Source organism: Proteocatella sphenisci DSM 23131, assembly GCF_000423525.1.
In the GTDB taxonomy this organism is placed as follows: domain Bacteria; phylum Bacillota; class Clostridia; order Peptostreptococcales; family Filifactoraceae; genus Proteocatella; species Proteocatella sphenisci.
Genome location: NZ_AUID01000007.1, coordinates 103161 through 117029 on the forward strand (window position 1 = coordinate 103161; position 13869 = coordinate 117029).

General features: G+C 43.7%; 9 protein-coding genes. 4 read left to right on the forward strand and 5 right to left on the reverse strand.

Features of this window, described 5'->3' with window-relative positions:
* The first annotated feature begins 48 nt into the window (after positions 1 to 48).
* Positions 49 to 654 carry a TetR/AcrR family transcriptional regulator gene (locus tag G558_RS0103695; protein ID WP_028828968.1) on the forward strand — a complete coding sequence of 202 codons (606 nt, stop codon included), beginning with the start codon at positions 49 to 51 and terminating at the stop codon, positions 652 to 654.
* A gap of 37 nt (positions 655 to 691) precedes the next feature.
* Here G558_RS0103695 and G558_RS0103700 read toward each other — a convergent pair whose 3' ends face one another.
* From G558_RS0103700 to G558_RS0103710, 3 genes are read right to left on the reverse strand one after another with little or no spacing between them, the layout of a single operon-like run.
* Positions 692 to 2617: a sensor histidine kinase gene (locus G558_RS0103700; RefSeq protein WP_028828969.1), complete on the reverse strand. Its 1926-nt coding sequence runs from the start codon at positions 2615 to 2617 to the stop codon at positions 692 to 694.
* Complete coding sequence (locus G558_RS12290; protein ID WP_051188440.1) at positions 2610 to 4376, reverse strand: hypothetical protein; 1767 nt, start codon at positions 4374 to 4376, stop codon at positions 2610 to 2612. Before G558_RS12290 ends, G558_RS0103700 begins: the two co-directional genes overlap by 8 nt.
* Positions 4373 to 5098, reverse strand: coding sequence for a LytR/AlgR family response regulator transcription factor (locus tag G558_RS0103710; RefSeq protein ID WP_028828970.1), 726 nt, complete (start codon positions 5096 to 5098; stop codon positions 4373 to 4375). Before G558_RS0103710 ends, G558_RS12290 begins: the two co-directional genes overlap by 4 nt.
* A gap of 171 nt (positions 5099 to 5269) precedes the next feature.
* Here G558_RS0103710 and G558_RS0103715 point away from each other — a divergent pair, with 171 nt between their 5' ends.
* The 3 genes from G558_RS0103715 to G558_RS0103725 are packed head-to-tail and all read left to right on the forward strand — an operon-like array spanning position 5270 to position 12535.
* Positions 5270 to 5647, forward strand: a complete 378-nt coding sequence (locus tag G558_RS0103715) for a response regulator (RefSeq protein ID WP_028828971.1) — start codon at positions 5270 to 5272, stop codon at positions 5645 to 5647.
* Positions 5644 to 5985 (forward strand): hypothetical protein, encoded by a 342-nt coding sequence (locus tag G558_RS12295; RefSeq protein WP_051188441.1) that lies wholly within the window; start codon positions 5644 to 5646, stop codon positions 5983 to 5985. Before G558_RS0103715 ends, G558_RS12295 begins: the two co-directional genes overlap by 4 nt.
* A 40-nt stretch (positions 5986 to 6025) precedes the next feature.
* Complete coding sequence (locus G558_RS0103725) at positions 6026 to 12535, forward strand: S-layer homology domain-containing protein (RefSeq protein WP_028828972.1); 6510 nt, start codon at positions 6026 to 6028, stop codon at positions 12533 to 12535.
* A 151-nt stretch (positions 12536 to 12686) separates the two neighbouring features.
* Here the strand turns inward: G558_RS0103725 and G558_RS0103730 are convergent, their stop codons facing one another.
* Together G558_RS0103730 and G558_RS0103735 are read right to left on the reverse strand one after the other, a co-directional pair.
* A complete protein-coding gene (locus G558_RS0103730; RefSeq protein ID WP_071604445.1) occupies positions 12687 to 13481 on the reverse strand; it encodes a DarT ssDNA thymidine ADP-ribosyltransferase family protein in 795 nt (264 codons plus the stop codon).
* A 131-nt stretch (positions 13482 to 13612) separates the two neighbouring features.
* On the reverse strand, positions 13613 to 13869 hold a 257-nt coding region (locus G558_RS0103735; protein ID WP_028828974.1), incomplete at its 5' end, for a zinc ribbon domain-containing protein.

Below are 13869 nucleotides of genomic sequence, written 5' to 3' on the forward strand. Positions count from 1 at the left end.
AAACAAATGTATCATTTATGTTCATTTATTCAAAAAAAGGGGAATAATATGAAAACTATAAAAGTAGACAGAAGAATAAGAAAGACAAGAGACCTGCTAAAGCGTACACTCTCTGAGCTGGTACGAGACTGTGACCTCAAAGATATAACCGTAAAAGATATAACAGATAAAGCCGACCTCAACCGTGGCACCTTTTACCTTCACTACAAGGACGCCTACGACCTCATGGAAAAAATGGAAGACGACATAATAACCGAGTTTCAAGATATGATCGACAAGTACAAACCCAAATCAACAGGAGAACACATGCCCGGCAACCCATCGCTGGAAACGCTTCTGCCTATGTTAGACCCCATAGCCGACTACATGCTCGAAAACAAAGACATATGCTCCAGCATGTTCCAAGCCAATAGCAACATTAGCTTTATGCCCAAATTCAGGCAGCTCATATCAGACAATGGAGCCGAGTTTATAAAAGCAAAATTTCCAAACTACAACAAGGAAATCTACGAATACTACATTACCTTCATAAGCTTTGGCATACTGGGTCAGCTCCAGCACTGGTTTGACACAGACCTTCACTTTCCCAAAAACGATCTTATAAAAATTATCGACAAAATAATAACCGGAGCCGCAATAAGCGTACTGGCATAATATATTTGTGACAAAAAAAGGGAACCCGCGGGTTCCCTTAAAATCTTCCCTGCTCTATTTCAAGCGGTAAAGACAACTCTGCATGGAATCCTTTTTTATCGGCATAAATATTGATTACGCCGTCATAGCGTTGCACAGTTTCCAAGACAGAGGAGATTCCAAGACCTAAGCCGTTTCGCTTAGAGGATAAATATTTTTCGCCCCTGGTTTTCAGTTCCCCATTAAAGCTATTGTCCACAACAAACTCAATCTGACCGTCCTGTGTCCGCCCAGCAATAAATATTGTCTTATCCCCAGTTTGCTGACGCTGGCAGGCTTCCACCGCATTTTCCATTAGGTTTCCAAGAAGCCCGCACAGATCGACAATCGGAAAATGTAGCACTTCGGAAACGGAAAGCCTTGCACGAAATTGAATTCCGGAAGAATGTGCCAGATTACTGTAATACTGCACCAGTGCGTCTAGCTCGACGTTATCTGTCAGACGGCCAAGCCTGGTCCCTTCGTTTATTTCCGTGATACCGCGGATATAGTTTTCCAATTCTTCACAGCGTTCTTCTCCTGCAAGTGTCATAAGAGTGCGTAAGTGATGACGGAAATCATGTCTCAGCTTGGCGCTTTCTTCCACCTTCTCGTTTATCTGTCTCAAATTCTCTACCTGGATGCTAAGCTGGCGTTTCATCTGCCTATGTTCCTCCGCATAGACAAAACTGTGTCGGTAACCCATGGCAACATCATATCCCAAAACCACTCCAATTGCTAGTACAAGACCAAAGCTTCCCCATTCCTGAAACCAGCCGCTAAAGATTGGCTCGTATTTAGGCAGCAATCTATCCCATACAAAAGCGCAGGCGTACAAAATATCTGCATAGAGCAGTATCCTCGCCTTGTCTATATTCCTTCTCACTGCCACAAGGCCAGTAAACAAAAGGTAAAGAGCTGTAAGCAGTTTGAATCCGAAAACTAGATTGGAAAAGGCAAGCATTATAGGCAGTGTCAGATGAGAGGCAAATAATCCGTAAAAAAACGCCAGTACACAGACCGATCCTGCAAGTATGCCGCTGACAACCCGAGCCATCCTTTTGATGTCACAGATACGATTGTGAAGAAGGACAACAAGAAGTGTTACCAGATACCCGCTGACCAGTTCAATCCAATACCAAGGCTGAACAGGCAGCGGCAGGATACCATGCACAACTCTGTAGGAGGTAAACACTGCGTTCAAAAGGCATAAAAGGAAAAAGAGCCATATATTATTTCCCCTGCGTGTGCGAATGGCAATATAAAAGCTGAAAATAGCAAGCATCAGTGTCACCGTGACCAGAATAAGGCAAACTCCAAACCGCAATCCCCGAATTGTATAGATATTCAGCGATTCGCCAAAGGCAGGCGGATAAACAAGACCACTGTATACCCAAGATTGGTTACTTACCGCCAGTAAAAGCGTAATCTTACCGGAGGCCTCAAAGGTAATGACACGACATTGGGTCTGATCTTTATAATCGTCTGCGTCTGGTTCCCCCATTTGTAGCTTCAGCTTATCATTAATATAAAACCGGTAGGCAGAATATATTTCCGGTAACTCAATAGCATAGGAATGCACCTCCTCAGGCAGATAAAGGGTTAAGGCATAGCTGACGCTGCCATGAGGGGAGCGGCGTGAGTCTCCCATGGCAAAATTGGACTCTTCTCCAATGGATATGTACTGATAATTGTCACTCTCTTTCTTTAAGGTTTCCGGTGTCAGCAAACGATCCGAATAGTAGCGCCATCCATCGCGCAGATATCGAACAGGGTTGTCCGTCCAGTCTGCTTCCGAAACATACAGCGCACCGTTAATGGCTTGGTGCGCTGTTTTTGTGTACTTGTTGTCAAAGTTGTATAATACGAGAAACATAGCGGATGAAAGGGCAACCATAAGAAGTAGTGCCAGAAACTTCCGTATTACGAAAGGTTTTTTATCCATTATACTTCCTCCTGAAAAATCTGATACCTCCCACAGCTAAAATCAATCCCCATGATGTAAGCAGCAAGGGCGACATACTTTTTTGCATCTCTTGTGTTCTTAATTGCTCTGTAATTGTATAAGTTCCTGATGTATCTGCCGCAAAGCGTAGAAGCTCTCCATCATAGGAAATATCTGTAATCTCTTCACCAGAATCGTTTCTAATGGTTATATCCGCATTTTCCGACTGCGGAATATATCGAAGCCGTAATACCGTTCCCGAAAGTAGCATAAGCGATTTGTCAGAAACTCCTACTGTAAGTATAATCTGATTGCCTTCCTTCTGGGTCAACCTAACCGTCAAAGTATCTGACTCCGAAAGATTTAGTCCTAAAAGCAGCTCGCTTGGGATGCTCACAGTTAAATCACCGGACCCAAATACGACACTTTCTCCCTCTTTGCACAGATCCTTTAGGCGTCTACCTGAAATGACCGTCTGGGCTGGAGAATAGGATTCTATGACAGGAAAGGATTCATCCAATATGGGACTTTTCTCAAAGAGCGTATTCTTATAATCCGGCATCTGGTCTGTCAATGCTTGAGCCTTATGCTTCTGCTGGGGTATTTTATCATTTTTTTGCGCAGATGAAGTGCTTTTCTCTTCACTTGAAAATAAGGTATTGGAAGGCACAGGTAAAGCTGATTCGGCGACCACATCAAGGTCCTCGGTGGCTGGTTTTTCTATAACAGAAACTTGAATCTGTAAATTATTATTATTACTGTTTATCCCATAGTCTTTATAGATATCCTCTATCTGCGAATTATCCTCTGTATGCGAAGTATCCTCTGTTTCTGAGGATGAATGGCTCGGAGCGGGCATATAGTTATCGCCTTTCTGATTATTATCCCCATTTGGATTATCCGGTGCCTGAGGAGTGGTTGGAGCAGGTTGAGTGCCTGTTCCTGAAACCGTTCCGTTTACGTCACCTCCATCCCTGTCACCACTTAAATAATTAATAATACTAAGTTCTCCATCATATTTAAAGGTCAAAATGCCAGTCTGACCACCGGGATACTTTACCTTAAGCTCATAAGTGCTTCCATATGTAAAAACTCGCTGAGAAATCTGGAGCCCATCTGATATAAGTAAAAAACCATCATTTAAACTTGTCCATTCTCCCCCATCCTGCCGCAACCACACAGAAAATTCATCCAGCCCTTCCTCCTGCTCGGCAGAAAGTACCCATGGAAAATGCACAAAGCCACGACCGGATACAAAGCAGTTTATGTCTGGTTCACCAAGTGCCTGAATAGAAACCGCGCAAAGTTGGCGGGGCAGAGAAAGGTCTTCTGCCAGAGTATATTCCCTTCCAAGATCGGGTGATGTAAATGCATAATATATGCCAGCTGCAGCCGTCTCCACCGCATCTACATTCCATTTTCCGGAACTCATGTCATAATAATTTCCATCCACGTCATAGCCGGAAAAACCCATAACAGAAGAGGAAAACCAGTCGATAATTTCATCTTGAGAAGTTCCGACGGCAAATGCAACAGCGTCTGTCTGTTTGGGTTCATCAAAGCTGCTCAGGATTATTTTCTCAGTCGTTACTGCAACTGTTGGAGTCGTTACAGCAACCGCTGGAGTAGTTACAGCAACCGCTGGAGTAGTTACTTGTGCGAAAACAGGGAAGGCCGATTCTTCTGCTGCAAATACACATGGCGCAGGTGCCATCCCAAGAAGAAGGACAGTTAAAATCAATGTAAGTATAATTTTCATATTCCCTCCCCCCTTAGCGAACCTGCAGCTAGACTCAGGCGCTGCCTCTGTACCTGCCTATGCAGGCGCCTGCTAACTGGTAGTTTTTCTCCATTTTTCAAAATTAGATGATCGCCAAAAAGCTCTCCTACCTCCATTAAATTTACCACAATTCCCTTAAAACATGACATGAACTGTGGATAGGCTGTAAGTTGGCCGGAAATCTCCGCAAAACTTCCAAATACCGGAACAATACAATCCTTTAAATGAATACAGCTGGAGCGGTTCTGGTAGTCAGCATAAAGAATAAATTTCAGGGAAATTTCAAGTGGCTGATTCCTTGTAGTAACCGTGACCGTAGGCTCGCTCTGTAACTGCGCAATCTTGCAATATTGGAGCGCCCTCGATATCCTTTCCAGCGTGGCTGGTTTTACTATGTAATCCGCCGCCCTGGCATCATAACTTTTTACCCCGAATTCCGAGCTGGTGGTAAGAAAAATGAGATTTACATTCTCATCAAGCTGACGCAGCCTGATCGCGCAATCCACACCATTTTCCTTGTTGAGGAAAATATCCATAAAAATAACATCATAGCTTCCCGGTATATAATCGCTAAGCAGTTCCCTGCCACTGCGAAAAACTTTTATTTGTATTGTTTGCTTGTGATCAGTTTCATATTTTTTCAAAAGGCCAAAGAGTATGTCACACTCAGAAGCCATATCATCTACTATTGCAACATTCATTTAAAAATCCTCCCTTACATATAACTATCCATTAAATAGTATATCACATATTTTGCAATTTTTTTGACCGCTTGTTCAGATTTTCGACCGCTTGTTCAGAAAGTATTGAAGATCAATTTACGAAATGTTATGTTAAAACAAACTATCAAACTGAGGAAAGGAGGCGGTCACGTGAATGTTGGATTGTGTACGGCGTTTTTGGAAGAGGATGTCTGGGCAAGCCGTCTGCTGGTGGCCGCTTTGCCCCAAAAACTTGAAATTACAAATTGTAATAACGTCCAAGCACTTCTTAGGATACTGGAATTAAAAACATTTTCACTGCTAATTGTTGCGTTAAATGGTGTAACAGGTCTGGAAACAGTGCGTCAGCTTTGGGAAAAAGCACCTGAAGTGCCCATTTTGTGGATTTCTGATGAGGATTACAGCCTGTTCGGCTATCAGTACCGTGTAAGCAGATTTTTGTGTAAACCAGTATCTGATATTAAGTTGAGCGAAGCAGTGGCAGGATGTCTGATGCTTTTTGGAAAAGGAGAGGAAAACAAAAAATGACTAAGACAATCGCACTGTGCGGGATAGACCAAGCACTTGCCGCTGCACTGGAACAGCGCGGAGAATACAGTTTTCTAAGTTTTTTTGACGATCCGGAGCAGCGCGGCGATGTAAAGCTGGCGTATTTTCTAAGAGATGGTTGGCTGGTATCACTTGCTGTTGTCGGTTATCCCGGAGCCGAGGGTCTTAAAGCCTGTGATTATCTGCGAACACAGAACATTGCGCTTCCCATACTTTGGCTGTGCGACAGAAGAGAGTTTGAGCCGGAAGCAAAACGGCTTGGCGTAACATTTTTCGCTAACGGGCCGCTTGCAACAACAGAATTTATCACAAGGTAATAGCACTTCAAAAAGAAGGGCATAGAAAATGGAGGAGATTATGAAAACAAAACAAATGATAAAGCGACTACTGGCAGCAACGCTCGCCGTGCTGATGCTAAACCCAGTCACAGGATATGGCGTTTCTGACTATTCACAGGATACAAAAAGCATAACTGCTTTTGCAGAGCTGTCCAGTAAGATTGCCAGTCAGCAGCTTGCTGTTGGTACTCAGGAATCGGAAATCATGCTGCCAGATACGCTCAGCGTAACACTCGGCGTCTATTCATTAGACGCATCGGGAAGCGCAGGTAATAACACAGCTACATACAGTGACTCTACAGTGGCATTGGACAATGTCCCGGTAGCTCTAACCGAAATTACCACTGGCTCTGTAACCAGTGTGAATTTATACAGTGCAGATACCGAGCAGGCGTTGACAGGAATCACATGGAAAATTAATGAAGAGCTTAGCACTTTGGATAGCTTTGATTCAGCGAGTGCAGGAGCAACATTTCTCTATGAGCCAGTTCTCCCAGAGACTTATATCCTTGAAGATAGCGTAAGCCTGCCCCAGATTCAGGTAGAAATTATAGACATCGGCAAATGGGCATTCAACGAGAGCAAGACCATAGACGGAATCCAAATCACAGTCAAGGCAGAAAAGGATGTTTTCCCAGTGGGCTCCTTCCTTCATGTAGAAAAGGTCACAAGTGCCCAAGACAAGGCAAAAATTGAGGATGCTGTCAGCAAAGAAATCAAAGCAGAGGATACGGCTAAAACCGCAGAAGAACTGGTTTCTTTTGACATCACCATCACAGACGCGGATGGCAACGAGCTTCAGCCCGACACCAGCAAGGGCGAAGTTAGGGTTTCTTTTGCGCAGTTACCTATGCTAAAAGAATACAGTCCAGCAAAGCAGGAGCTAAAGGTCTTTCACATGGATGATAGCTTGAACGAAGCGAAGGGACTGGATACCACCGTGGATCAGGAAACAGGGACACTCGAAGCAGAGGCGGAGCATTTCACCGTGTATTCGGCAATGCTTCTGACAGCAGGATCAGGAAGCAGCAAACCGGCAATGGGTGACGGCACTGCTGGTACCCCATACCAAATTACAACAATAGCGGAATTATACTGGTTTGCTGGAGTTGTCAACGGCACGCTGACGGATGGAACAGCGAAAAATACGGCGGCCTGTGCTACTCTAATGAAGGACATTACAGACAATGCAAAAGTGCTTGAAGATGGTTCGCTGGTGTCCGATACAAGCAGTCTGACGGAATGGTTGCCAATTAGCGGGAATAGTAAGTACACTTCGGGCGTCACTGAATACATAGGCACCTTTGACGGCGGAAATCATACCATCAGCGGTCTGTACATCAACGAAGGAGATAAATATTATATAGGATTCTTTGGAAGGTGCGTAGGCGCAACGATTAAAAATTTGAAACTGGCGGATTCATATGTATATGGATCAATTTATGTAGGAGGTATCGGTGGGTCTAGCAGCGGTGGTACCACAATTTCCAACTGCACAAACGGTGCCGTCGTTTCTGGTTATCAATATGTGGGCGGTATTTGCGGCAGTAATTCTACATCAACAATCGAAAAGAGTGTAAATACAGGTTCTGTTACCACAACAATTTCGACGGGGAGTGCAAGTTATTGCGGCGGTATTTCTGGTTATAATTATCAGGGAACGATTTCAAACTGCTGGAATTCTGGAACGGTCAGCGCAGATCAAAGAGCTGGCGGTATCTGTGGCGACAGTTACAAAAACTCAAGCATAACGAGTTGCTACAATTACGGAGTTGTGAGCAACAATACTTGGTGTGGCGCCGTGGTAGGTGCGAATAGTGAAAGCACAATCAGCAACTGCTATTTCGATTCTTCCCGTTCTTCTGTTTCAGAAGGAATTGGACACCTTTATTCAGGTACTACCTCGGCGACTGGCAAGACTAGGGCAGAATTTACCAGTGGTGAAGTCTGCTATTTTTTGAACAACAGCGTTGAAGATGGAACGCAGGTCTGGTATCAGAACGTTGATGTCGGAACAGCGGACACCTACCCACAATTTAGTGGTGAGACGGTACATGCAACCAGTGGAACATACACCAACCTGACCCCTGCTCGCATCAGCTTTAAGAGTTACACTCCAGGCAAAATTTGGGACGGAACTGCACTTGCAAATCCCACAGAAGTCCAGCTTACTCTGGAAAACACTTCTTATGAAAATATAACTTTTACATGGTACAAGGACAGTACTGATGAGGCTAACAAGCTGTCAAGTTCCCCCATAAATGCGGGCACTTACTATATCGTAGCCTCTGTCGAAGCAACGGCGACCATCAGTGCCGCCAAAGCCACCAGCAATGCCATGGTCATCTCCGAACCGGACACGACCATCGAGATAGCAGGCACCAGCTTCGCATACACAGGTAATGCGCAGGAGCCTGCCATTACCGTTAAGGATGGAAGCACCATTGTTGATCCAAGTGAGTACACGGTTAGTTACAGTAACAACCTCAATGCGGGTACTGCTAGCGTTTTAATAACCGATGTAGCAGGCGGACGCTATACTATTAATGCTACAATGACCTTTACAATCACAAAAATAACACCCACAGTAACCGTGTTTCCCACGCCGGAAAGTGGCGCCCTTCAAGGCAGTACGGTCAAACTATTTATTGCCTTGTCAAGTGCCTCTAACGAAATACTTCCCGGCACCTTGACCATCAAGGATGGCGAGGTCACCATTGCCAGCAATATTGCTATAACATCATACGGTGTATTCTATGATTGGACAAATGTCAGTGGCGGAAACCATAGCATTACAGCCATCTATACTCCTTCAGTCACCGGCAATGGTGTAAGCTATAATAGTGCTAAGAGCCCTGCCCTAAGCTATAAGATTAATAAGCCTGACCAGGCTAAGCTTATTATTACAGGCAAACCCAATTCTACAAGCTATAGCGACAATTTTTCGTTAGGCACTAGCGGGGGCACTGGAGGCGGAGACGTAACATGGGAGGTCACCTCTGGTGGTGATGCTGCTACCGTGAATAGCTCAGGTAATGTCAAGATTATTGCCGCAAGCTCTAGCTCTGTGACCATTATTGCCACCAAATCCGGCGGTGCCGACTATGAAGATATAACAGCAAACTATACCTTCATCCCTTCGAAAGCTAAACCTGATGTGGGAACGGTATCATTCAACAGTTCATCAGAAATTTTGCCAACAACCGCACTTAATATAGTAAATACTCACCTATCCAAGACCGGAAATACGAATGGAAAACTCGAGCTGTCAGCAGATACGACCTTCACCGTTGGCACCGCCGACTACAGTTGGTTTTTTACACCTAGTGATACTGACAATTATGAGATGGCCGACGGCATAGTCTCTCTTAATATTACAGCGGACAGACTGACCCAAATTTCGATTGGCTCAACTATGCCGAGCAAGACCGCTTATGTCTACGGCGATAGCTTCGATACAACTGGATTGACGGTTACTGCACAACAATTTGGCGGCAGTAGCATGGTCGTAACTAATTTCGTTACCTACGATGCGCTGTCTGTTGGTCAGACCTCCATTGAACTCTCCTACACCGAGGGCGGCATTACAAAGACCTGCATCGTAGGCGGAATCACCGTAAACAAAGCTGACACTACAATTACTGGGGTCAGTGTAACGGACCGCGCATATAATGGCAACGCCGTTATTCCTACAGGTACTGCAACCTGCAATGCGGGCGTAAAAGACATGACAAGCGAATGTGGTCCACTAATTTATACCTATACCGGTAGCGCTGGTACAAGCTATGATGCCAGCACCACTGCACCTACCAATGCCGGCTCCTACAAACTGGTCCTTTCTGTTTTGGACAGTAACACAAACTACACCGGCGTAAGCGATGAAATCAACTTTACAATTGCGCCTAAGCAGTTAAATATTACCGATCTTACAGCTACAAACCGTCTCTATGACGGAACAATTGCCGTGGATTTAACCGTTGGCACACTGGACGGAAAGGTCGGAAGCGACAGTGTAAGCGCTACCATGCCTTCCAGCGGTATAATCACTGATGCGGACGCAGGCATCGGTAAGATGGTCACAATCACAAAGCCCGTGCTGTCTGGCAGCTCTGCAGCAAACTATACCCTATCTGACATAAGCGGCGTCACCGTTAACATTAGCCCTGCGCAGATTACCATAACCGGTGATGGTACGGTTTCGCTCACCAAGCCTTACGATGGAAGCTCAAGCGCTGGAAGCTTAACTGGCATGTTAGTATTCAGCGGAAAAATTGATAGCGACGATATTTTTGTTGCTGCAACTCCAGGCATGTATGCAGCAGACGATGTGGAATTTGGAACAGGAAAAACCGTAAATCTGACTCTAACGACGTATGGCTCACAGGCAGGCAACTATGAGCTCGCCAGCAGCAACTATACCTTTACCGGTGCTGCCATCACCAAGGGAGCATACGACACGGCTATAAGCTCCAACATCAGCGCCGTGGTTAATAAAACCACCATTGGCACGGTAACACCTTCTGACTTCACGTTGCCCTCAGGCTTCAGGAACGTAAATATCGTAAGCGTAACCGAAACGGAAGACTCTGGGAATATTTTGACTATTAGTGGCAACGAGTATACCATCTCACCCACTGTAGTTCCTCAGTCTGCAACTTGCAGAGTAATAATTTCCAGCGATAACTATGAAAATGTCACCGCTACACTGACCTTCAACTCCATTGATAAGGAACAAGCGGCAATAACTGCTTTCATAGCAGACAAAGTTTACGATGGCTCAGCAGTCAGCGTGACTCCAACATCCTCAACTTCCGCTCTAAAATACAACTATCAGTGGCAGAAAAACACTGGCTCCACCAGTATTCCAACTTGGGAAGATTTAAGTCCCCATGCCACTCCAAAGGACGCTGGAAGCTATCAGGTTGTTATTACTGGTGAAAACGATAACTATATTGGCACTAAAACTGTGACCTTTACCATAACCAAGGCAAGTATAAGCGTAATAGCCGACAATAAAAACATGATGATGGGCTCAGCTCTCCCAAGTTTCACGATCAGCTATACAGGCATTACGACGGGAGACTCGGAGAGTAGCATTTTTATGACCCCTGCAAGCGCGACAACTGTGGCCGATGGCAAAACAGCAGGCAACTATACGATAACTGTGACAGATCCTATTCTGACGACTGATGCAGCAAACAATTACACAATCAGCAATGTTGTAAACGGCACGCTAATTGTCAGCACTCCATCTTCTGGCGGCTCATCTTCTGGCGGCGGTGATTACTCCAGTGGCAGCTCTTCTCCTACTGGAAGTTCAACATCAACAACTACCATTACAGCAAGCTCAGGGACGAATGGAGTAGCAAATGCACCTATTCCAGAAAAAGCGGTAACGGATGCCATTGCCAAAGCACAGGCGGATGCAAAAGCACAGGGCAAGACAGCAAACGACATCACCCTTTCACTTAACGTAATAATGCCAAAGGGATCATCTTCATTAGCAGCCGTCCTTACACGCAGTTCTTTAGATAGCCTTGTAAGCTCAGGAGTAAGCAATCTTGAAATCAAGAGCTCTCTTGTTACCGTAAGCTTCGACAAAGAGGCCCTTACTGAAATCCAAAAGCAGAGCTCAGGCAATATAAGTATTGCCATTGCACCTAAAACAAATCTTTCTGATGCAGCGAAAAAGATGATTGGCAAAAGACCAGTGTATGACATCACCATTGCTTATGGAATCCAAAAGAACGTATCAAACTTTGGAGATGGAATTGCAACAGTATCTATTCCATATACGCCTGTCAAGAACGAAGCAGTCGGTGGCCTATATGCAGTCTATGTAGACGCAAAGGGCAATGCCACCCGCATTGCAGGCTCTGCCTATGATGCAAACAGCGGCTATGTTATTTTCACAACCAGGCATTTCTCAAGCTATGGTGTCGGTTATAGTTCACCAACAGCAAAATTCACAGATATAGGAAGCCATTGGGCAAGGGAATCTATTGATTATGTGGTAGGAAGAGGACTTCTTTCTGGAACCTCTGATACAACCTTTTCACCGAGTTTAGCTATGACGCGAGGCATGCTGGTAACAGCACTTGGCAGACTATCAGAAGTGGACACCAAAGCCTACACTATCAGCAGCTTTACAGATGTAAAATCAAACAGCCCATATAGTCCGTATATTGAGTGGGCGTACAGCAAGGGCATAATTCAGGGCATCGGTAACAATAAATTTGCACCTGACAGAGCAATTACCCGTGAAGAAATTGCTGTAATTTTTGCAAACTATGCAAAGGCAAGTGAGCATAACTTGCCAATGATTAATACAGCTACAACTTATGCCGATGACTCAATCATTATCAGTGCTTACAAGTACTCTGTAAAAACTATGCAGCAAGCAGGCATTATGACGGGCATTAGTAACAACAGGTTTAATCCAAAAGGAAATGCAACTCGCGCGGAGGTTTCTTCCATGCTAGAGCGCTACATTAAACTTAGCATCAATCCTGATACAGCAAAGGGCTAGGCACAAACGGAATAAATAATTAAAAATCCTAAATTATTCAAGACCTACAAAAATGTAGAGAAGCGAATAATTTAGGATTTTTTTGTTCAATATACACCTTTTCAGATACACGATTTTAAATTATCATTTTATTTGTGATTTAATTTTTTAGTTATATTAATTCAATCTCAGAAATAGACTGATTGATATAACACATTAGTTTGTCCTCAAAATGAACTTTGATTTTAATATTTCTAGCTTCCTTGAATACAGGTAAATTACAAAAGGTTACCGATTTGGATTTTATATAATTCAAGTTAAATGCCATTTCAAGATGATGAATCAGTCCTTTCGAATTTTCCCAATCAAACTCTATTTTTGCATCTATGGGCGCCAAATCATTAACTCCATTTTTCATCATTTGCTTATCTTTGTATTTTTTCTTTGAATATGTATCTGAAAAAGATATGATCACATCTCCATCATAGTATCTGCACTCAGTGACAAATAATCCATTATTTTCAAATACATCTTCTTTATATACTTTAATCATTGACTTATATTTATAGTAGTTCTTTGTATTAATGTCCTTGAGCAAATTTAGAAGAGTTGTCCTTTCTGCATTGTTTCGGCACAGCACGGCTCTTATACAATTATCTTCATCCATATTAAATGCATTCGGATACAATAACTCCGCATGCCTGTATTTCTTTATGTCTGGATCAGCTGAGTAGCCTCTACTATATATCTTGTCAAAATCCAATTTACCGAACTCCTCAATTCCACTTGAAAGCAGATCTCCATAACCCGACTGTGCCACTTCTGAAAATCTCGTCTCAGGCATCTTTAGCAATTTTTCTAAATCAAAAACAAGAAAAACAGGGACAGGCACATTCGCATCCTTATCACACCAATAACGAATAGATGAATGCTTATAACCTTCATTATAGTATTGTGTAGGTGTCAAAGGTCTGAATTGAACGCTCCCTCAACCTATAGAGGTAGGGGATTCTTGGGTAGGGCAAACCAATATTCGCTAATGTACCAAGCTATCTCCACAGTTCCTGCGGTTGTTTTGTATGACAACTAAGCAGATTACTAAGTTAGCAACTGCTGCAGTCCTTTATTCAAAATATTAACAGCTGCATTTTTATCACGTTGATGGTTCTCTCTGCAGATTGGACAAGTCCATTCTCTGATTTTCAGGTCTTTGACAAGCGAGTTTTTATAGCCACAACCTGAACATATCTGTGAACTTGCAAAATTTCGTGGTACAGAAACTACTGTCCTGCCATACCATTTTGCTTTATATTCAATCATTGATTTGAATCTACTCCAACTGGCATCAGCTATAC

Excerpts from the sequence above, each read along its gene's own strand:
- G558_RS12290 (WP_051188440.1), bottom strand. The coding sequence starts at position 4,376 with ATGAAAATTATACTTACATTGATTTTAACTGTCCTTCTTCTTGGGATG.
- G558_RS0103700 (WP_028828969.1), bottom strand. The coding sequence starts at position 2,617 with ATGGATAAAAAACCTTTCGTAATACGGAAGTTTCTGGCACTACTTCTT.
- G558_RS0103710 (WP_028828970.1), bottom strand. The coding sequence starts at position 5,098 with ATGAATGTTGCAATAGTAGATGATATGGCTTCTGAGTGTGACATACTC.
- G558_RS0103695 (WP_028828968.1), top strand. The coding sequence starts at position 49 with ATGAAAACTATAAAAGTAGACAGAAGAATAAGAAAGACAAGAGACCTG.
- G558_RS0103725 (WP_028828972.1), top strand. The coding sequence starts at position 6,026 with ATGAAAACAAAACAAATGATAAAGCGACTACTGGCAGCAACGCTCGCC.
- G558_RS12295 (WP_051188441.1), top strand. The coding sequence starts at position 5,644 with ATGACTAAGACAATCGCACTGTGCGGGATAGACCAAGCACTTGCCGCT.